Genomic DNA, 21,532 nt, shown 5'->3' on the forward strand with positions numbered 1-21,532 from the left:
AGGTCCTATCGATGACTCAAGAACCACTAGTTCGCGAAGCTGAAGTGGCCGCATTTCGCGACGCCGTATTGACCAAACTTACTTATGCAGTGGGCAAGGATCCGGATCACGCTTTTGACCATGACTGGTTTGAAGCCATTGCCCTGGCCGCACGTGATCACATGGTCGAGCACTGGATGGACCACACGCGGCAGATCTACCGCAAAGGCCAGAAGCGCGTTTACTACCTCTCGCTGGAATTCCTCATCGGCCGCCTGCTCTACGACAGCCTGAGCAACCTTGGCCTGCTCGATGTGGCTCGTGAAGCACTGACCGAGTTGGGCGTCGACCTCGAACGCATTCGCCTGCTGGAGCCGGACGCCGCACTGGGTAACGGTGGCCTCGGCCGTCTGGCGGCGTGCTTCATGGAAAGCATGTCGACGCTCGGCATCGCCGGCCATGGCTACGGTATTCGTTATGAACACGGGTTGTTCCGTCAGGCGGTTGTCGATGGCTGGCAGCAGGAACAGACCGAAAACTGGCTGGATTTCGGCAACCCATGGGAATTCGAGCGGCCGGAAGTGGCTTACCCGATCGGCTTTGGTGGCAGCGTTGAAACCGTGACCGATGAGACTGGCCGGTCCAAACAAGTCTGGTCGCCGGCGGAAACCGTTCGCGCAATTGCTTACGACACGCCAGTCGTCGGCTGGCGTGGCGCTAGCGTCAACACCTTGCGCCTCTGGCGTGCACGAGCCATGGAGGATTTGCACCTGGAGCGCTTCAACGCCGGCGACCACTTGGGTGCGGTGGCCGAAGTGGCCCGCGCGGAAAGCATCTCCCGCGTGCTCTATCCCGCCGACAGCACCGAGGCCGGTCAGGAACTGCGGCTGCGTCAGGAGTACTTCTTCGTCGCGGCGTCCTTGCAGGACCTGCTGCGCCGTCACCGCAATATGCACACCTCGGTGCTGACCCTGGGCGATCATGCGGCGATCCAGCTCAATGACACGCACCCCTCGATCGCCGTGGCCGAATTGATGCGGCAACTGGTCGATGTGTACGACGTGGCGTGGGACGCGGCCTGGCAGATCACGGTCGATACGCTTTCCTACACCAACCACACACTCTTGCCCGAAGCGCTGGAAACCTGGCCAGTCGGTTTGATGGAGCGGATGCTGCCACGGCACATGCAGATCATTTATTTGATCAACGCCCATCACATTGACTCGCTGCGCGCCAAAGGTATGCATGACTTTGACGTATTGCGCGCGGTATCGCTGATCGAGGAAGACAACGGTCGCCGGGTGCGCATGGGTAACCTGGCGTTTCTGGGTTCGCACAGTGTCAACGGTGTGTCCGGCCTGCACACCCAATTGATGCGCAGCACGGTGTTTTCCGAGTTGCACAAGCTGTATCCGGAGCGAATCAACAACAAGACCAACGGCATTACATTCCGCCGCTGGCTCTATCAGGCCAACCCGGAACTGACCTCGATGATGGTCGATGCACTGGGCCCGGATCTGTTGGATAACCCGGAACAGAAACTGATCGGCCTGGAGCCGTTTGCCGAGAAAGCGGCATTCCGCAACAAGTTCGCCGAGCAGCGCCTGCACAGTAAAAAAGCTTTGGCCTATCTGATTCATGAGCGGTTGGGGATCGCGGTCAATCCAGCGGCAATGTTCGACGTGCAGGTCAAACGGATTCACGAGTACAAGCGCCAGTTGCTCAACCTGATGCACACCGTGGCGCTGTATCAGGCGATCCGCGCCGAGCCGGAAGTCGATTGGGTGCCGCGGGTGAAGATCTTTGCCGGCAAAGCTGCCGCGAGTTATCACCAGGCCAAGCTGATCATCAAACTGACCAACGACATCGCCCGGGTGGTCAACAATGACCCGACGGTGCGCGGCTTGCTGAAAGTGGTGTTCTTGCCCAACTACAACGTCAGCCTGGCGGAAAGTATCATTCCGGCGGCCGACCTGTCGGAGCAGATATCCACGGCCGGTTTTGAGGCTTCCGGTACCAGTAACATGAAGTTCGGGCTCAACGGCGCGCTGACCATCGGCACCCTGGACGGTGCCAACGTGGAAATGAGCGAGCGCATTGGCGTCGAGCACATGTTCATCTTCGGTCTGACCGCGCAGCAGGTTGAGGCGCGCAAGCAGAATCACGAGTTCCATGCCGCACCGGACATCGCCGCCTCCCATCGCCTGGGTGACGTGCTGCAAGCAATTCGCGGCGGTGTGTTCTCGCCTGATGAGCCGTCGCGTTACACCGGGCTGATCGATTCGTTGATCGAATATGACCGCTTCCTGGTCTGCGCCGATTTCGATTCCTACTGGAATGCCCAGGTGCGGGTTGAAGAGCACTGGCACGACTCGAAGGAATGGTGGCGCTCGGCGGTGCTCAATAGTGCGCGCATGGGCTGGTTCTCGTCCGACCGGACCATTCGCGAGTACGCCACGGATATCTGGAAAGCGCTGGAGTAACTTTTAGCAATAATTGCGAGCAAGGCCCAACGGTTGTGGGGCCGGATCGATATACTAGGCAGCAGTTTTGCAGGGCCGCAGTGTCAAAGGGCTCAGTCAAATGTGGACGCACAGGCAATCCAGTGTGGGAGCGAGCTTGCTCCCACAAGGTTTGTGCTGTTTCACACTAGACTGAACCAGACGCTGTTGTGCCCGGACTCGCCCGGCAATGGGCCGCTTAGGGATATCGACCATGCAATGGATGTTCATGCTGATAGGGATGGTGCTGGGCTGGGTGCTCGATGAGTCATTCAGCGATGCGCTGATTGGCGCGTTGATCGGCCTGGGTGCGGGGCAGGCGATTGTGCTCAGGCGCCTGAATTCACAAGCGGACGAACAGCGTCGTCAACTGGAGCAGGCGCAGGTCGCCCTCGGCGCGGTCGAGCAACGGCTGGCGCTACTCGAAACCCGTGGCGTCCAGGCAACTCCGGCCCCTGAGTCGACAACGGCCAGCGAGCCGACTATTTCTCCTGATATCGTCTTCGACCAAGCGCCTGAGCCTGGCCCGGCGCCGTTGTCTGCCGCGCAGGAACTGGTTTGGGAATTGCCGCCCGAATTCGAGCCGGTACACGCGAGCATCACACCTGAGCCTGCCGATCTCTGGGCCCCGCAACCCAGCGAACCACCACAACCGGCCGAACCCCGAGGCCCGAATCTGTTCGAGCGCGGTATTACCGCCGCACGCAATTGGCTGTTCGGTGGCAACACCGTACTGCGGGTCGGCGTGGTGCTGTTGTTCTTCGGTCTGGCGTTCCTGCTGCGCTACGCCACCGAAGGCATGGTGGTGCCGATTGAATTGCGTTACGCCGGGGTCGCTGCGGCCGCGTTGGCTTTGCTGGGTCTGGGTTGGTGGTTGCGACTGCGCAACACCAACTACGCGTTGATCCTGCAGGGCACCGGCATTGCCGTGCTGTACCTGACGGTATTCGCCGCCATGCGCTTGCACCCGTTGCTCGACCCGTCGGCGGCGTTGGGCTTGCTGGTGGCGGTGACGATCTTCTCGGCGATTCTGGCGATCACCCAGGACTCGCTCGCGCTGGCCTGCGCGGCGGCATTGGGCGGGTTCGCCGCGCCGATCCTGACCTCCACCGGCGCCGGTAACCATGTCGCGCTGTTCAGCTACTTCGCCTTGCTCAACACCGGCATCCTTGCCATTGCCTGGTTCAAGGCCTGGCGGCCGCTGAACCTGATCGGCTTCGCCGGCACCTTCGGCATTGGCTTTGCCTGGGGCGTGCGTTCCTATACGCCGGAACTGCTGTGGAGCACCGAGCCGTTTCTGATTCTGTTCTTCCTCATGTACCTGGCGATCGGTTTGTTGTTCGCCCGCCGCAAACTGCTCGAGATGACAGACGCGCCGGAGGATGACAGCCGTGAGGCGCTGCTGCGCTGGTCGGCGCGCAAGGGCGACTACGTCGACGGTACGATGCTGTTCGGTCCGCCACTGGTGGGCTTTGGCATGCAGTTCGCGCTGATTCATCATTATGAGTTTGCTGCCGCGTTCAGCGCGCTGGCGTTGGGCATCGTGTACATGGGCCTGGCGCGTTTTCTCAGCGGCGGTCGAGCCCTGCTGCTGGCGGAAACCTGCCTGGCGCTGGGGGTGATTTTCGCCAGCCTGGCGATCCCGCTGGGTCTGGATGCGCGCTGGACGGCGGCCGCCTGGGCGGTGGAGGGCGCGGGAATCTTCTGGCTTGGCTTGCGTCAGCATCGGCCGTTGGCGCGGGCCTTTGCCTTGCTGCTGCAACTGGGTTCGGCGCTGGCATTCCTCAGCAAACTGAGCCAGGGCGACAGCAGCCTGCTCGATGGCTCACCGCTCGGTGCGCTGATGCTCGGCGTGGCGTTGCTGTTCAGTTTCTATCACTTGCGCAATGCGTCCCCTGAGCAAACCTCGGCCTGGGAACGCAAGGGCTTGCCGGTGTTGGCCTGTGCGGGGCTGACGTTCCTCTATCTGCTGGCACCGTTGTTCTTCTTCACTCACGGCATCGCAATCAGTTGGGCGCTGGCCGGTTTGGTGACGTTGTTTGTCGGCTTGCGCCTGCAATCGCGAACCTTCCTGTTTACGGCGTTCGCGGTGCAACTGCTGGGCGGTGTGTTGTTCCTGCTGCGGCTGCAAGGCGCCAGCGGTGAGGAGGCGGCGGTGTTCAGTGCTGGCTGGAGCGGTTTGCTCACCGCATCGTTGATTGGCCTGGCGTTGATCGGCGGAATGCTGTTCGCCGCTCGCGACGACATGGTGCGCAGTGACGCACGATTGCTGCGTGGGCTGTCGGTGGTGTTGCTGGCCGGGTTGGTGCTGATCAATCTGGCGGTGCTGTTCGTCTTGCCGTGGCAAACGGCGAGCGCGGTGTGGGCGGCCAGCGGTCTGTTGATCATCTGGCTGAGCCTGTACTTGCAGCAGCGGGTGAGTTTTGTCTTTGGCTTGTTGTTGCAGGTGATCGGCGGTGCGGCGTTCCTGATCGCTGGCCCCGAACTGCTCGGGCCGCTCGCCAGCGAAGGTCTGCGGCCACTGGGCCACAGCGGTTTCTGGACGCCGATGGTGCTCGGGTTGGCGGCGATGGTCGGTGCCTGGCGCTTGCAGCTTGGCAATCATGCCAGTGCGTTCGATGCCTTGAGCTTGCAGCGCTTGTCCGAGTTGCTGCTGGTGTGGGGCGCGGCTTGGTGGGCACTGGCGCTGATCAGCGAAGTGCTGCGGTTTGCACCACTGAACCTGCAAGCCACGCTGTTGCTGGGCCTTGCAGCGCTGAGCGTCGCGGTGTGGACGTTGTCGTCCCGACGACTGCAATGGCCGGCACTGGGCGTGCTCTGCACCTTGCTGATTCCAGCGGCGGCGCTGGTCTTGGTCGCGGCCTGGCATTCGCGTTATCACCCGGCGGCGAATTTCGGCTGGCTGGCGTGGGCGGCGGTGTTCGGGGTGCATTTCGTCTCGCTGCGGCGCTTGGCGCCGATGCTCCCCGCGCGAGTATTGAGCGCTGCTCACGTGGTGGGTTGCTGGCTGTTGATCGGCGTGTTGGCGCTGGAGCTGCGTTACGGCTTGCTGGTGTTGTCCGAGCAATACAACGCCTGGCGCTGGCTGGGTTGGGCCATTTTGCCGAGCCTGTATCTGGTGCTGATGGCCGCACCGCGCGCCTGGCCGTGGCCAGTGTCGGCGTATGCCCGCGAGTACCGCGTGTACGCCGCACTGCCGCTGGCGCTGTTGATGCTCGGCTGGTTCTGGCTGGCGAACATTGCCAGCGACGGTACCGCCGAACCGCTGCCTTATCTGCCGTTGCTCAACCCGTTGGACATCGGCCTGCTGTTTGCCTTGTTCGGCGTTTATATGTGGTCGCGCAGTGCGGTCAGCCAATTGGCGATTCGTGCCGATTACGCCGAGGGTGCCACGCAAGTCGTGGCCGGAGTCTCGCTGTTTGCCTTCTTCACCGCGCTGGTGATGCGCAGCGCTCACCATTGGGCTGGCGTGCCGTATGAGCTGGATGCGTTGCTGGAGTCGATGTTGGTGCAGGCGGGCTTGTCGATCGTCTGGACCCTGATTGCCCTGAGCCTGATGATCGGCGGGCATTTGCGCCATCGTCGGGAAGTCTGGCTGGTCGGCGCGGCGTTGATTGCGCTGGTGGTTGCCAAACTGGTCTTTGTCGAATTGAGTAACCGCGGTGGGCTGGCGCGGATCGTGTCGTTTATCGGCGTGGGCGTGTTGCTGTTGGTGGTGGGCTATTTCGCACCGCTGCCGCCCAAACGTGCCGAACCAACGCCTGGGCCTGAAAAGCCAGCCAATGAATATGATGGAGTGTCGTCTTGAATCTGAAGTGGTCGCTGGGCGTTGTTGGACTCTGTGTGGCGATGTCGGCCACGGCTCAGGAAGCACCGGCAGACTTCACCACGCAGGTGCCGTTGAGCCTGAGCGGCGAGGGGCCGTGGTATCGCCTCGATTTGCCGCTGGCGGTGCAATTGAATGCGCGCCAGACCGATCTCAGCGACGTGCGGGTATTCAACGCAGCCGGGGAGGTGCAGGCCTATTCGCTGGCGCGGGAGCAGGCGCAGAGCCGCGAAAGCCTGGTGGTGAATGACGTTAAGTGGTTCCCGATTTACGACTCGGCATCTGCCGGCGAGGCGGTGCCGAGCGTGCGCGTGCAGTCGAATGCCAGCGGCACGCTGGTGGAGGTCCAGCCATCGAACCCGCTCAAGGCTGGCGAAGAAGTACTGCGCGGCTGGTTGCTGGATGCCAGTGCGATCAAGGCGCCGTTGCAGCAGTTGATCCTCGACTGGAGCAGCGAGCGCGACGGTTTCCAGCGTTTCAGCATCGAAGCCAGTGACGATTTGCAGCATTGGCAGCCGTGGGGTGAAGGCCAAGTGGCGCGGCTGTCGTTTGCCGACGAGCGGGTCGAGCAGCATGAAGTGAGTTTGCCAGGACAGAGTGCGCGTTATCTGCGCTTGCTGTGGAAAACCCCGCAGGCGGCGCCCGCGCTGACTTCCGCGCAACTGCAAAGCGCCAGTTCCAGCTACCTGCCGCAGCCGTTGGTCTGGTCCGAACCGTTGGCCGGCAGCAGCACCAGGGCCGGCGAATACACCTGGCAATTGCCGATGGGCTTGAGTGTCGAGCGCTTGCAAGTCGAGTTGAGCCAAGCCAACAGCCTTGCGCCGGTGACCCTGTCGGGGCGTCGCGAAAGCAGCTTGCCGTGGCAGGTCTTGAGCAGCGGTTTGCTCTATCGGCTGACGCAAAATGGTCAGGACGTGGTGCAGAACCAATTGCAGCTGCCTGGCCATGTGGTGCAGCAGTTGAAACTGACCGTCGATGAGCGCGGCGGCGGCTTGGGCACACAGGCTCCGACAGTGCGCTATGCCGTGCGCTCGACCCAGGTGGTGTTCCTCGCTCGCGGGGCGGGGCCGTACACACTGGCGCTCGGTAGCGCGACGGTTAAAACGGCGAGCTTGCCGTTGTCGACACTGATTCCCGATTACAGTCCCAAGCGTCTGGCAACGTTGGGCCAGGCCAAGGTCGATGGTGCGGCGGTGATGACTTCGCCGGCTGCGGCAGTGGCGCCGATTGTCCCGGGCACGAACTGGAAGAAGATCGGCCTGTGGGCAGTGCTCTTGCTAGGGGTAGCGGGGTTGGCGGGGATGGCGTTCAGTTTGCTGCGCAAACCACCCGTCAAGAACTGAAGCTGGCGCAGTTTTCTCTTTTGTGGCGAGGGAGCTTGCTCCCGCCGGCCGGTCCGCGTTCGGGCGTAGCAGTCGTAAACCTACGGATGCGATCTATTTGAAGCACCGCGCTGCATGGTTTTGGGGCCGCTTCGCGCCCCAGCGGGAGCAAGCTCCCTCGCCACAGTTATGTGCATTTGCAGCTACGCTCAACCTCGCGCATGAACTCTATTCAGTGAATCTCGTCTGATAAGAGGAATTGCGCACCGACTCGCGTTAAACTGCGCGGGTTTTTAGCCCCCATTCCTTCGGAGCCTTCCATGTCCCGCGTTACCTTGAGTCGCTATCTGATTGAGCAGACCCGTAGCAACAACACTCCTGCCGATCTGCGCTTTCTGATCGAAGTAGTGGCGCGTGCTTGCAAGGAAATCAGCCACGCCGTTTCCAAAGGCGCCCTGGGCGGTGTTCTGGGCAGCATGGGCACTGAAAACGTGCAAGGCGAAGTCCAGAAGAAACTCGACGTGATCTCCAACGAGATCCTGCTCGAAGCCAACGAATGGGGTGGTCACCTGGCCGGCATGGCGTCCGAAGAAATGGACAATGCCTACCAGATCCCGGGCAAATACCCGAAAGGCGCGTACCTGCTGGTATTCGACCCACTGGACGGTTCGTCGAACATCGATATCAACGCGCCGGTCGGTACTATCTTCTCGGTGCTGCGTTGCCCGAACGAATACCTGAGCCAGAACGAACCCTTGAACGAAAAGGCGTTCCTGCAGCCAGGCACCCAACAGGTAGCCGCCGGTTACGCCATCTACGGCCCGCAAACCATGCTGGTGCTGACTCTGGGTGATGGCGTGAAAGGCTTCACCCTGGACCGAGAAATGGGCAGCTTCGTGCTGACCCATGAAGACATCAAGATCCCGTCCTCCACTCAGGAATTCGCGATCAACATGTCCAACCAGCGTCACTGGGAAGCGCCGGTACAACGCTACGTCGGCGAACTGCTGGCTGGCGAAGAAGGCCCGCTGAAAAAGAACTACAACATGCGCTGGGTCGCCGCGATGGTGGCCGACGTGCACCGCATCCTGACCCGTGGTGGCCTGTTCATGTACCCACGCGACAGCCGCGAGCCCTCCAAGCCGGGCAAGCTGCGCTTGATGTACGAAGCCAACCCGATGTCGTTCCTGGTTGAACAGGCCGGCGGCGCGTCCACCGACGGTCACCAGCGCATTCTCGACATCAAGCCCGAAGGTCTGCACCAGCGTGTAGCGGTGTTCCTGGGCTCGAAAGAAGAAGTCGAACGCGCCACGGCTTACCACAAGGAATAAACCATGACCGCGCCCTGGCAGCCGTTGCTCGAATGGTGGTTCGGTTCAGCCGAAGCACCTGATGACGTAGCGGCTGACAAGGGCAAGTTGTGGTTCGGTAAGCGTGACAGCCAGGACCTCGAAGCGCGCACGCGTTTCGGGGATCTGGTGGAGCAGGCACTGGCCGGCGGATTGACCGAGTGGACGCAACGTCCCGAAGGTTGGCTGGCCCTGGTGTTGTTACTCGATCAGTTACCGCGGATGATCTTTCGCGAAACCCCCAAATCCTTTGCAGGCGACTTGAGAGCCCAGGCTCTGGTAGCGCAAGGCATTGCCGCAGATCTCGATCGGCAACTGCGGCCTATCCAGCGGGTGTTCATCTACCTGGTGTTCGAGCATTGCGAGCATCTGGCGGTGCAAAACGAAGCCATCTCACGCTTTGCCGACTTGCTGGCTGAGCAACCCGAGGCGGATCGTGCGGTATTTGCCGATAACCTCGATTACGCCGAACGGCATCAGAAAATCATCGCCCGGTTTGGACGCTTTCCCCATCGCAATGCGATTCTTGGGCGGGAGAGTACGTCTGAAGAGTTGGCGTTTTTGCGTGGGCCGGGGTCGCGGTTTTAGCGCGTATGTGGGCAGTCTGAAGATCCGCCCCTCACCCTAACCCTCTCCCCAAAGGGGCGAGGGGACTGACCGAGTGGTTTGGTCGAGTTACTGCGACCTGAGAAACCGAGTTGAACTCAGGTTTTGATAACAACAGAGATCGGCTCCCTTTCCCCCTCTCCCCCGTGGGGAGAGGGTTGGGGTGAGGGGTGGATCTGCGCCACAACACAAATCCATCGCCCAACTTTTAAATCCTGAAACTCCCCACCAACTGCTTCAACCGCGCCGCTTGCTGCTCAAGATCGGCACACGCGCGCAAGGTCGATTGCAGGTTCTCTACGCCTTCCTGGTTCAGGGTGTTGATCTCGGTGATGTCGACGTTGATCGACTCAACCACGGCGGTTTGCTCTTCGGTGGCAGTGGCCACCGACTGGTTCATGCCGTCGATTTCGCCGATGCGCTGGGTCACGCTGCCCAGGCGCTCGCCGGCCTGGTTGGCGATGCCGACGCTGCTTTCGCTCTGGCGCTGACTGTCGGTCATGATGGCGACCGCCTCACGGGCGCCGACTTGCAGCTCTTCAATCATCTTCTGCACTTGCTGCGCCGAGTCCTGGGTGCGATGCGCGAGGTTGCGCACTTCGTCGGCAACCACGGCGAAACCACGTCCGGCCTCACCCGCGCGCGCCGCTTCGATCGCGGCGTTGAGAGCCAGCAGGTTGGTCTGCTGCGAGATGCTGGTGATGACTTCGAGAATCTGCCCGATATTCACCGTGTTGCTGTTCAGCGTTTCGATGTTGCCGCACGAGTCGCTGATTTTGGCCGACAGTTGCTGCATCGCCGCGATGGTTTTATCCACCACTTGCTGACCCTCTTCAGCCAGGCTGCGGGCGTCGCTGGAATGTTGCGAGGCGAGGGCGGCGTTCTGGGCGATTTCCTGGGCGGCGGCGCCCAGCTGGTTGATCGCCGCGGCCACACTGCTGGTGCGCGAGGCTTGCTGGTCGGAATTGAACATCGACGAGTTGGAAGCACTGACTACACGCAGGGCGACTTCGTTGACTTGGCCGGTGGCCGACGAGACTTCGCGGATCGAGGTGTGAATGCGCTCGACGAAGCGGTTGAACGAGGTGCCCAGCGCCCCGAACTCGTCTTGGCCATGAATGGTCAGGCGTTTGGTCAGGTCGCCTTCGCCTTCGGCGATGTCATGCATGGCGCGGCCCATGGTCAGCAGCGGCTGCATCAGGACGCGGATCAGCATGCCGAGCAACGCGATGATGATCACCACGGCAATCACCATGGCGATGATCGCCGAGGTGCGGAACTCGCTGAGCATTGAGTATGCGGTGTCCTGGTCGAGCACCAGGGCCACGTACCAGTCAGCCGACGGCACGCCGTTGACGTGGGTGAACGAGATGAACTGGGTCTTGCCGTCCACCTCGACTTCCTTCATGCCGGGGCTGACCTTCGGCGCACCCGCGGGATAAGCCTCGGTGAGGCTTTTGAGCACCAGTTTGCTGTCCGGGTGAATGAGGATCTTGCCCTCGCTGCTGACGATGAATGCGTGGCCGTGGCCGCCAAAGTTCAGCGAGTTGATGATGGTGCTGATGCTGCTCAGGTCGATGTCCGCACCGGCCACGCCGATCATCTGGTTCTGATGCTGTACCGGAGTCGCAACGGTGATCACCAGCTTGCCTGAGGACGCAGCGATGTAGGGTTCGGTGACGATGGTCTGCTGTGCACTGTTGGCGGCTTTGTACCAGCCACGGGCACGTGGGTCGTAGTCCGCCGCGCGATTACCGGCCGGCACCGAGAACATCACGCCGTCGGCACCGCCGAAGTAGCTCAACTGAAAGTTGCTGGTGTACGCCGGTAGGCCGACCGCGCGTTTCAGGTTGTCCAGCGCCGGACCGTCGACGGCCACTTGCTGGGCCAGCGATTGCAGCAACTGGATGCGGCTTTCCAGCCAGGTCTGGATGTTGCTGGTGGTCAGGCTGCCGAGTTCCTGCATCGAGGACTCGGTGCTGTTGCGCAGGGTTTGGCGCTGACGGTAGTCGTTGAACAGAATGAAACAGGCGAACGCTACCGCCACCACAAGGGCAGCAGCGAGCAGGATCTTGTGGCTGAACTTCATGTTTCTGGTCATTAAAGGCGCTACCGCGGGAGGGCTGATCAACGAGGCGCGTCAAATTGCCACAGGGCAGGCTTGGCGCTGCTTCTATGTCGACAGGGAAGCGCCAAAGATTAGGCGGGTTTTACGAAAACCGACGAAATACCGATCAGCGCAAAAAAATGCCTGATTTTGGTGCGAAATGTTGATTTCACCCTTCAAGAAATACCCGGTGCCGGTGGGAACCAGAAGGAGGTTTTCTCTTCTAAGCTTCTGGTTGGCAGCCATGCCTCCCCCTCTTTACCAGGAGTTACACCATGTCGCTGCGATCTATCGCCTTGTTGTCGTTTTGCGTGCTGTTGGCTGCGTGCAGCAAGATCAACCAGGAAAACTATTCGAAACTGTCGACGGGCATGCCCAAGGCCGAGGTTGAAACCTTGCTGGGTAAACCTGCCGATTGTTCAGGCGCGTTGGGCATGTCCAGCTGTACCTGGGGCGACAAGAACAGCTTTATCAGCGTGCAGTACGCCGGTGACAAAGTGCTGATGTTTTCCGGGCAAGGCCTGAAGTAAACCGGGGCCAAACGCCCACGGGAGAAAAATAATGATGCGGTTAGTAATAGCTCTTTTGGCCGGTCTGTTGTTGGCCGGCTGCGCCACTTCTGGCGATGATGCGTTGGCGCCGAAAACGGTCAATAGCGTCAACCTCAAGCGTTACCAGGGTAAATGGTACGAGTTGGCGCGCATGCCGATGTACTTCCAGCGTAACTGCGCGCAATCCGAAGCCCATTACACCCTCAAGACCGACGGCGACATGGAAGTGTTGAATCGTTGCCTGACCCCAGAGTGGAAATGGGAAGAAGCCAAGGGCTCGGCAACGCCGCAGATTCCCGGCAAGAACGACAAGCTGTGGGTGAATTTCGATAACTGGTTTACCCGGTTGTTGCCAGGCATGAGCAAGGGTAATTACTGGGTGCTGTATGTCAGCGATGACTACCAGACCGCGATTGTCGGTAGCCCCAATCGGCGCAACCTGTGGCTGCTGTCACGCAAGCCGGAAGTCAACGCCGATACTCGTGAGGAGCTGCTGAGCAGGGCGCGTCAGCAGGGTTACGACACCACACGCCTGATCTGGCGGGTGTCGGACACCAAAATGGCCCAGACCTCGAAGTAACCGGCGTGCGGTTGGACTCCGTGGCGAGGGAGCTTGCTCCCGCTCGGCTGCGCAGCAGTCGTCACTCAGCTGATGAGATCTTTCTGAAAGAGCTCAATTGCTGATTTGGGGTCGCTTCGCAACCCAGCGGGAGCAAGCTCCCTCGCCACAGAAGCGGTGATCAGCCCAACAGCTCGCGCAGTACTTGGGTGAACGCCCGGTTACTGTCTTCTTCGCCAGCGTGATGCCCGTCGCGTACCACCCACTTGCCGTTTACCAGCACATCGCGGACCTGACGGTCGCCACCGGCAAACAACCAGCGGTTCAGAATCCCGTCGCCGCTGGCGGTTGCCAGGTAAGGGTCGTTGCCGTCGAGCACCAGCCAGTCAGCGCGTTTGCCGACTTCCAATGCGCCAATCGGCTGGCCCAGCGCCTGTGCGCCACCGTCGAGTGCGGCGTCGTACAGGGTGCGCCCGACCATCGGCTGATCGGCGCCATACAAGCGGTTACGTCGCTGATCGCGCAGGCGCTGGCCATATTCCAGCCAGCGCAGTTCTTCCACCACACTCAGCGACACATGGCTGTCCGAGCCAATGCCCATGCGCCCGCCTTGGGCGAGGAAGTCCACGGCCGGGAAAATCCCGTCGCCCAGGTTAGCTTCCGTGGTCAGGCACAGGCCGGCGATGGCGCGACTCTTGGCCATCAGGCTGACTTCTTCCGGGTTGGCGTGGGTCGCGTGGACCAGGCACCAGCGCTGATCGACGTCGGTATTTTCATACAGCCATTGCAGCGGACGGCGACCACTCCAGGTCAGGCAGTCGTCGACTTCCTTTTGTTGCTCGGCGATGTGGATGTGCACCGGGCAGTGTTTGTCGCTGGCTGCCAGCACTTCGCTGATTTGCTGCGGGGTCACGGCACGCAACGAGTGGAAGCACAGGCCCAGTTGCTGCGCCGGTTGCTGCGCCAGCAGCGGCTGCAGGCGGGCTTGTAGCTTCAGGTAGTTTTCAGTGCTGTTGATGAAGCGTCGCTGGCCTTCATTGGGCGCCAGGCCACCGAAACCGGAGTGGCTGTAGAGCACGGGCAGCAAGGTCAGGCCGATGCCGGAGGCGCTGGCGGCCTGACTGATTTGCAACGACAGTTCGGCCGGGTCCGCGTACGGATGGCCGTTGTGATCGTGGTGCACGTAATGGAATTCGGCGACCGAGGTGTAACCGGCCTTGAGCATTTCGATATAGAGCTGACGGGCGATGATCCCGAGTTGTTCCGGGCTGATTTTTCCGACGAGGCGATACATCAAATCGCGCCAGGTCCAGAAACTGTCGTTCGGATTACCCGCTACTTCGGCCAGTCCGGCCATCGCCCGCTGGAAGGCGTGGGAGTGCAGATTCGGCATGCCCGGCAGCAGCGGACCGCTCAGCCGTTCGGCGCCTTCAGCGCTGGCATCGGCCTGGATGTGGGTCAGCAGGCCATCGGCACTGACCTCAAGACGTACATTGTTGGCCCATCCACTAGGCAAAAGCGCGCGTTCGGCAAAGAAGGCGGACATGGTTCAGTACCCCATCGTGTGTTATTTGTATATACATATACAGACGTTTGCCTGCTCGGTAAACTCCGGCAAGCTAGTGACTTTCATCAACGAACAAGGATTTCCTGTGCCGACTCCGCCTGTAGTTTCACCGCTGAGTGCCAATCTGGGCGACAGTCCGGCGCCCTTGTACGCTCGCGTCAAACAGATGATCACCCAGCAAATCGACAGTGGAAACTGGCCGCCGCATTACCGCGTGCCGTCGGAAAGCGAGCTGGTCAGTCAGTTGGGTTTCAGCCGCATGACCATCAATCGCGCCCTGCGCGAGATGACGGCTGACGGCCTGTTGGTGCGCATGCAGGGCGTCGGCACCTTTGTCGCCGAACCCAAGAGCCAGTCCGCGTTGTTCGAAGTGCATAACATTGCCGACGAAATCGCCTCCCGTGGCCATCGCCACACGTGCAAGGTGATCACCCTGGAAGAAGAGGCCGCCGGTTCCGAGCGCGCCCTGGCACTGGACATGCGTGAAGGCCAGAAGGTCTTCCACTCGCTGATCGTGCATTTCGAGAACGATATTCCCGTGCAAATCGAGGACCGTTTCGTCAATGCCCTGGTCGCGCCGGAATACCTCAAGCAAGACTTCACCCTGCAAACGCCTTATGCCTATCTGAATCAGGTCGCACCATTGACCGAAGGCGAGCACGTGGTCGAGGCGATTCTTGCCGAGCCTACCGAGTGCAAATTGCTGCAGATCGAAAAAGGCGAGCCATGCCTGCTGATCCGTCGTCGGACCTGGTCCGGACGTCAGCCAGTGACCGCCGCTCGTCTGATTCATCCCGGTTCCCGCCATCGTCTGGAAGGGCGGTTCCACAAATAAAAAGCCACAAATAAAGAGCCATAAATAATAAGAGGCCTAAATGAGTCAGTTGAACGTTTTGCGCGCGACGAATTATCCGCGCATGCCGTGGAAAAACGGCGGCGGTAGCACCGAAGAAATCACCCGCGATGCAGGCACCGGCCTGGATGGCTTTGGCTGGCGCCTGTCGATTGCCGATATCGGTGAGTCGGGCGGGTTCTCGACCTTTGCAGGTTATGAGCGGGTCATCACCGTGCTGCAGGGTGAAGGCATGACCTTGACGGTCGACGGCCAGAACACGCGGCCCCTGTTACCACTGGACCCGTTTGCGTTCAGCGGCGAAAGCCATGTTTCCTGCACCCTGCTTGGCGGTGCGATCCGCGACTTCAACCTGATTTATGCGTCGAATCGCTACCAGGCGCGGTTGCAGTGGCTGAAGGGCGAGCAACGGTTTTTCAGTTCGACCGGAACGCTGCTGGTTTTCAGCGCGGCCGACGCACTTGAAGTTCGGATCGATGGCAGCGCGGCCCATGCTCTGGGTCGTCATGATTGCCTGCAACTGAGCGGTAACACCGGGCTGCTGGATGTTTTCGTCAGCGGCCAGTGCTGTGTGATTGAACTGACAGCAAACAGTTAACTGTGGCGAGGGAGCTTGCTCCCGTCGGCCGGTCCGCGCTCGGGCGCAGCAGTCGTAAAGCCGGCAAACACGTTTTATTTGATGCACCACTTGCTCTGGCTTCGGGTCTGCTTCGCAGACCAGCGGGAGCAAGCTCCCTCGCCACAAAAACCAATCTCCACCGTTTCCCTGTGCGCACCAGTTTGTTACCGAACGCCCCAGCGTGGCGCAAAATCGCGCTCAGGTAACATCTGTCACTCCTCGAAAAAATCCTTCCCCAAAAAATATCGACCGCCGCAAAACCCTTGTCCCAAGGGCTTTTAAGCCAGATTCAGCACTTTGTTGAAGCGCCATCCAGAAAGTTGGCCGCTTGATTGCATATGCTTGTATGTACAAGTAAAGACGTATGTGTATGAGTCACGAAGACTCGACCATCGTCCACTGATTCGCCGATGTGCACCATCTGCACATCGGCTTGCTCGCCCACTGCCTGGGCTGGTTTGGATTGATTGCTGAGGAGTTTTTTTCGTGACTGACAATACCCAGAAACCGACCCCCGTTACTTTTACTAAGCACCGTGACGTTGAAATCCGTGCTGCCCGCGGCAACAAGCTGACCGCCAAGAGCTGGCTGACCGAAGCGCCGCTGCGCATGTTGATGAACAACCTCGACCCGGAAGTTGCCGAGAACCCTAAAGAACTGGTGGTTTACGGTGGTATCGGTCGCGCGGCGCGTAACTGGGAATGCTACGACAAGATCGTCGAGAGCCTGACCAACCTGAATGACGACGAAACCCTGCTGGTGCAATCCGGCAAGCCAGTCGGCGTCTTCAAGACCCACAGCAACGCCCCGCGCGTGCTGATCGCCAACTCCAACCTGGTGCCACACTGGGCGAGCTGGGAACACTTCAACGAACTGGACGCCAAAGGCCTGGCCATGTACGGCCAGATGACTGCCGGCAGCTGGATCTACATCGGCAGCCAGGGCATCGTTCAAGGCACCTACGAAACCTTCGTTGAAGCCGGTCGCCAACACTACAACGACAACCTCACCGGTCGCTGGGTCCTGACCGCCGGTCTGGGCGGCATGGGCGGCGCTCAACCACTGGCCGCTACCCTGGCCGGCGCGTGCTCGCTGAACATCGAATGCCAACAAGTGAGCATCGATTTCCGTCTGAAAAGCCGTTATGTCGACGAGCAGGCCAAAGACCTCGACGACGCGCTGGCGCGCATCGCCAAATACACCAAAGAAGGCAAAGCGATTTCCATCGCCCTGCTGGGTAACGCGGCAGAAATCCTGCCGGAATTGGTCCGTCGCGGTGTGCGTCCGGACATGGTCACCGACCAGACCAGCGCCCACGATCCGCTGAACGGTTACCTGCCAGCCGGTTGGACCTGGGAAGAGTACCGCGCTCGCGCCAAGACCGAGCCGGCTGCTGTGATCAAAGCCGCCAAGCAATCGATGGCCGTGCACGTCAAAGCGATGCTCGACTTCCAGAAGCAAGGCATCCCGACTTTCGACTACGGCAACAACATCCGTCAGATGGCGCAAGAAGAAGGCGTCGAGAACGCATTCGACTTCCCGGGCTTCGTACCGGCCTACATCCGTCCGCTGTTCTGCCGCGGTATCGGTCCGTTCCGTTGGGCTGCACTGTCGGGCAACGCTGAAGACATCTACAAAACCGACGCCAAGGTCAAAGAGCTGATCCCGGACGACGCCCACCTGCACAACTGGCTGGACATGGCGCGCGAGCGCATCAGCTTCCAGGGTCTGCCAGCACGTATCTGCTGGGTGGGTCTGGGTCTGCGCGCCAAGCTGGGTCTGGCGTTCAACGAAATGGTCCGCAGCGGCGAGCTGTCGGCACCGATCGTGATCGGCCGCGACCACCTGGACTCCGGTTCGGTGTCGAGCCCTAACCGCGAAACCGAATCCATGCAGGATGGCTCCGACGCCGTGTCCGACTGGCCACTGCTCAACGCTCTGCTGAACACCGCGAGCGGCGCGACCTGGGTTTCCCTGCACCACGGCGGCGGCGTCGGCATGGGCTTCTCCCAGCACTCGGGCATGGTGATTGTCTGCGACGGTACTGACGAAGCGGCCGAGCGTATCGCTCGCGTTCTGCACAACGACCCGGCAACCGGCGTTATGCGTCACGCCGATGCCGGTTACCAGATCGCTATCGACTGTGCCAAGGAGCAGGGCCTGAACCTGCCGATGATCACCGGTAAATAAAAAGCGGGTCATCCTTAACGGATGACCTCATGCAAAACCCGTAGGAAAGCGGCAACCACAATAACAATCCACAGAGGTTGGACAATGGCTAATAGCGATCGTGTACGCAGTAAACCGTTGATCGAGAAACGTTCGATCGACTACATCCCGGAAGCGGAAAGACACGGTCGTCTATTGAGTCAGTTCACCCTGTGGTTGGGTGCCAACCTGCAAATCACCGCGATTGTGACGGGTGCTTTGGCGGTGGTACTGGGTGGGGATGTGTTCTGGTCGTTGATCGGTTTGCTGATTGGCCAATTGCTCGGCGGTGGCGTCATGGCGCTGCACGCAGCGCAAGGTCCGCAACTCGGCTTGCCACAAATGATCTCCAGCCGCGTGCAGTTTGGCGTGTATGGGGCGGTGATTCCGTTGGTGCTGGTGTGCCTGATGTACATCGGCTTCTCGGCCAGCGGATCCTTGCTGGCGGGGCAGGCGGTAGCGCAGTTGCTGCACGTCGAAGACTGGGTCGGTATCACGCTGTTCGCCGGCTCGATCATGGTCTTCACCATCTTCGGCTATCGGGTGATCCACGGCATCGGCCGGGTCGCCAGTGTGCTGGGCGTGGTGGCGTTCATCTACCTGTTCTACAAACTGCTGGCCGGTAACGACATCGGCGCACTGCTGGGCAACAAGCACTTCTCTCTGGCGAGTTTCCTGTTGGCGGTGTCGCTGTCGGCGTCCTGGCAGATCGCGTTCGGCCCTTATGTGGCGGACTACTCGCGTTACCTGCCGCGCAGCACCTCGGCGTCGAAAACCTTCTGGGCCGTCGGCCTGGGTTCGGTGATCGGTGCACAGGCGTCGATGGTCTTCGGCGTGTTCGCCGCAGCCCTGGCCGGTTCGCAGTTCGCTCACCACGAGGTGTCGTTCATCGTCAGCCTGGGCGGTACCGGGATTGTCGCGGCGCTGCTGTACTTCGCCGTGGCTTTCGGCAAAGTCACCGTGACCACGTTGAACGCCTACGGCAGCTTCATGTCGATCGCGACGATCATCAGTGGCTTCCGTGGCAGCCGCCACATTGGAAGCGGTGTGCGCCTGCTGTACATCTTCATCATGGTGTCGCTTGCCGCGGCTCTGGCATTGCTTGGCAAGGACTCGTTCCTCAAGGAATTCTCCGCGTTCATCCTGTTCCTGCTGGCGTTCTTCACGCCGTGGAGCGCGATCAACCTGGTGGACTTCTACTGCATCACCAAAGAACGCTATGACATTCCGGCACTGTCCAACCCCGAGGGTCGCTACGGTCGCTGGAACATCATGGGCATCAGCATTTACGTGTTCGGCGTGTTGATTCAAATGCCGTTCATTTCCACCCACTTCTACACTGGCCCTCTGGTCGCAAGCCTCGGTGATACCGACATCTCGTGGATCATCGGTCTGGTGGTTCCGGCTGCGATGTACTACTTCGCAGCCAAGAAGTGGCATAGCGCAGTACCTGATCGGCTGATACTGCCGGTAGAGCAGGACGAGGCTGTAAAAGTGAAAACAAGCGGGGCGGATCGCGTTGCAGCAATCTGACTGGACGAAACTGGCGAAGATCTTCGTGAAGGCACATCCTGAGATCTGGCAGTTGCGGGTCACTACCGACACTGCCAGGAAAATCAACGCGGAACTGTAGGCAGATACCTCCCGGCTAACCGAGAGGCTGGCCGGGACGTTCGCTACATCCACTTGATTGAGAGTCTCTTATGTTTCCCGAAAGCTTCACCTTTTCCATCGCCGACCGGGTCAACGTTTGGGTTGATTCGCTGGTCGTCAACTACGGGGATGTGTTCCGCCACATCTCCGACACCTTGCTCTGGGCCATCGTCAACCTCGAAGGCCTGCTGCGCGCGGCGCCGTGGTGGTTGATGCTGGTGATTGTTGCCGGCATCGCCTGGCACGCGACCCGCAAGCTGGTGACGACGACGGTGATCGTTGGTTTGCTGTTCCTGGTGGGCGCTGTCGGCCTCTGGGACAAGCTCATGCAAACGCTGGCATTGATGCTGGTGGCGACGGTTATTTCGGTGCTGATCGGCATTCCGTTGGGCATTCTGTCGGCGCGCAGCAATCGCCTGCGTTCAGTGCTGATGCCGCTGCTCGACATCATGCAAACCATGCCCAGCTTCGTGTACTTGATTCCGGTGCTGATGCTGTTCGGTCTGGGCAAGGTCCCGGCGATTTTCGCCACCGTGATCTACGCCGTACCGCCGCTGATTCGCTTGACCGATCTGGGTATTCGCCAGGTCGATCGCGAAGTGATGGAAGCGATCAATGCCTTTGGTGCAAACCGCTGGCAGCAACTGTTCGGCGTGCAACTGCCGCTGGCGCTGCCGAGCATCATGGCCGGGATCAACCAGACCACCATGATGGCCCTGTCGATGGTGGTGATCGCCTCGATGATCGGTGCGCGTGGCCTGGGTGAAGACGTGCTGGTGGGGATCCAGACCCTCAACGTCGGACGTGGTCTTGAAGCCGGTCTGGCGATCGTGATTCTGGCAGTGGTCATTGACCGCATTACCCAGGCCTACGGTCGTCCACGGCATGAGGTGAGCCAATGAGCAATGCCACCAAGATCGAAGTCAAAAACGTTTTCAAGATTTTCGGTGACCGTTCGGCCGACGCGCTGGACATGATCCGACAGAACAAGAGCAAGGATCAGGTACTGGCCGAGACCGGCTGCGTGATTGGCGTGAATGATCTGTCACTGAGCATCGCTACCGGCGAGATATTCGTGATCATGGGCCTGTCGGGTTCCGGCAAGTCGACACTGGTACGCCACATCAACCGCCTGATCGACCCGACCAGCGGCGTGATCCTGGTGGACGGCGTGGACATCCTGCAATACGACATGGAAGCCCTGCGCGAATTTCGTCGGCACAAGATCAGCATGGTGTTCCAGAGCTTCGGCCTGTTGCCCCACAAGAACGTACTGGACAACGTCGCCTACGGTTTGAAAGTGCGAGGTGAAAGCAAGCAAGTGTGCGCCGAGCGCGCGCAGCACTGGATCAACACCGTGGGCCTTCAAGGCTACGAAAACAAATACCCGCATCAGCTGTCTGGCGGTATGCGTCAGCGTGTGGGCCTGGCCCGCGCCCTGGCGGCGGACACTGACATCATCCTGATGGATGAAGCCTTCAGTGCCCTCGATCCGTTGATCCGCGCCGAGATGCAGGACCAGTTGCTCGAACTGCAACAAACCTTGCACAAGACCATCGTGTTCATCACCCATGACCTCGATGAAGCCGTGCGCATTGGCAACCGGATTGCGATTCTCAAGGATGGGCAGTTGATCCAGGTCGGCACGCCGAAAGAGATCCTTCACTCGCCGGCCGATGAATACGTCGACCGGTTTGTCCAGCGGCGTGCGGCGGTGGTTTAGGAGAGTTGCCATGTTCCAGGCTGAATTGATTTTGAAAGACCCGATACTGCTGTAAACCGTGTTACCCAAGCTGTACTGATTTCTACAAAAGCCAGCGTGCCAAGGCGCC

Annotated in this window: 16 protein-coding genes; 13 read left to right on the plus strand and 3 right to left on the minus strand. The window is 60.3% G+C overall.

The genetic code is table 11. The features are described 5' to 3' along the window. Positions 1–11: 11 nt before the first annotated feature. The 5 genes from KRR23_RS13275 (at position 12) to KRR23_RS13295 (ending at position 9,565) form a co-directional block, all read left to right on the plus strand. Positions 12–2,462 carry a glycogen/starch/alpha-glucan phosphorylase gene (locus tag KRR23_RS13275; protein WP_216742855.1) on the plus strand — a complete coding sequence of 817 codons (2,451 nt, stop codon included), beginning with the start codon at positions 12–14 and terminating at the stop codon, positions 2,460–2,462. A gap of 232 nt (positions 2,463–2,694) precedes the next feature. After that, on the plus strand, positions 2,695–6,288 hold the full coding sequence (locus tag KRR23_RS13280) for a DUF2339 domain-containing protein (protein WP_216742856.1): 3,594 nt from the start codon (positions 2,695–2,697) through the stop codon (positions 6,286–6,288). Between the two features lie 41 nt (positions 6,289–6,329). Next, positions 6,330–7,649, plus strand: coding sequence for a DUF3999 domain-containing protein (locus KRR23_RS13285; RefSeq protein WP_216742933.1), 1,320 nt, complete (start codon positions 6,330–6,332; stop codon positions 7,647–7,649). Between the two features lie 299 nt (positions 7,650–7,948). Next, complete coding sequence (locus KRR23_RS13290) at positions 7,949–8,959, plus strand: class 1 fructose-bisphosphatase (protein WP_216742857.1); 1,011 nt, start codon at positions 7,949–7,951, stop codon at positions 8,957–8,959. A 3-nt stretch (positions 8,960–8,962) separates the two neighbouring features. Beyond that, a complete protein-coding gene (locus tag KRR23_RS13295) occupies positions 8,963–9,565 on the plus strand; it encodes a DUF924 family protein (RefSeq protein ID WP_216742858.1) in 603 nt (200 codons plus the stop codon). A 226-nt stretch (positions 9,566–9,791) separates the two neighbouring features. Here the strand turns inward: KRR23_RS13295 and KRR23_RS13300 are convergent, their stop codons facing one another. Further along, positions 9,792–11,684, minus strand: coding sequence for a methyl-accepting chemotaxis protein (locus KRR23_RS13300; protein WP_216742859.1), 1,893 nt, complete (start codon positions 11,682–11,684; stop codon positions 9,792–9,794). Between the two features lie 72 nt (positions 11,685–11,756). Then, a complete protein-coding gene (locus tag KRR23_RS13305; protein ID WP_216742860.1) occupies positions 11,757–11,936 on the minus strand; it encodes a hypothetical protein in 180 nt (59 codons plus the stop codon). A 29-nt stretch (positions 11,937–11,965) separates the two neighbouring features. Between KRR23_RS13305 and KRR23_RS13310 the strand changes: the two genes are divergently transcribed. Further along, a complete protein-coding gene (locus tag KRR23_RS13310) occupies positions 11,966–12,220 on the plus strand; it encodes a hypothetical protein (RefSeq protein ID WP_007933963.1) in 255 nt (84 codons plus the stop codon). A gap of 31 nt (positions 12,221–12,251) precedes the next feature. Then, positions 12,252–12,821, plus strand: coding sequence for a lipocalin family protein (locus tag KRR23_RS13315; RefSeq protein WP_216742861.1), 570 nt, complete (start codon positions 12,252–12,254; stop codon positions 12,819–12,821). Positions 12,822–12,981: 160 nt separating this feature from the next. Here KRR23_RS13315 and KRR23_RS13320 read toward each other — a convergent pair whose 3' ends face one another. Continuing rightward, positions 12,982–14,346: a formimidoylglutamate deiminase gene (locus KRR23_RS13320; protein WP_216742862.1), complete on the minus strand. Its 1,365-nt coding sequence runs from the start codon at positions 14,344–14,346 to the stop codon at positions 12,982–12,984. Positions 14,347–14,533: 187 nt separating this feature from the next. On the opposite strand from KRR23_RS13320, the gene hutC reads away from it, so the two are divergent. From hutC to KRR23_RS13350, 6 genes are all read left to right on the plus strand, one after another. After that, positions 14,534–15,202, plus strand: a complete 669-nt coding sequence (hutC, locus tag KRR23_RS13325) for a histidine utilization repressor (RefSeq protein ID WP_253912082.1) — start codon at positions 14,534–14,536, stop codon at positions 15,200–15,202. Positions 15,203–15,242: 40 nt separating this feature from the next. Further along, a complete protein-coding gene (locus tag KRR23_RS13330; RefSeq protein ID WP_216742864.1) occupies positions 15,243–15,818 on the plus strand; it encodes a HutD family protein in 576 nt (191 codons plus the stop codon). A 507-nt stretch (positions 15,819–16,325) separates the two neighbouring features. Further along, complete coding sequence (gene hutU / locus KRR23_RS13335) at positions 16,326–18,029, plus strand: urocanate hydratase (protein ID WP_103317051.1); 1,704 nt, start codon at positions 16,326–16,328, stop codon at positions 18,027–18,029. Positions 18,030–18,113: 84 nt separating this feature from the next. Further along, positions 18,114–19,580, plus strand: a complete 1,467-nt coding sequence (locus tag KRR23_RS13340; RefSeq protein ID WP_216742865.1) for a cytosine permease — start codon at positions 18,114–18,116, stop codon at positions 19,578–19,580. A 170-nt stretch (positions 19,581–19,750) separates the two neighbouring features. Further along, positions 19,751–20,602, plus strand: coding sequence for a proline/glycine betaine ABC transporter permease (locus KRR23_RS13345; RefSeq protein WP_216742866.1), 852 nt, complete (start codon positions 19,751–19,753; stop codon positions 20,600–20,602). Beyond that, positions 20,599–21,423, plus strand: a complete 825-nt coding sequence (locus tag KRR23_RS13350; RefSeq protein ID WP_216742867.1) for a glycine betaine/L-proline ABC transporter ATP-binding protein — start codon at positions 20,599–20,601, stop codon at positions 21,421–21,423. The genes KRR23_RS13345 and KRR23_RS13350 overlap by 4 nt, the downstream gene beginning before the upstream one ends. Positions 21,424–21,532 lie beyond the last annotated feature (109 nt).

Source organism: Pseudomonas sp. CVAP#3, assembly GCF_018986375.1.
GTDB lineage: Bacteria > Pseudomonadota > Gammaproteobacteria > Pseudomonadales > Pseudomonadaceae > Aquipseudomonas > Aquipseudomonas helvetica.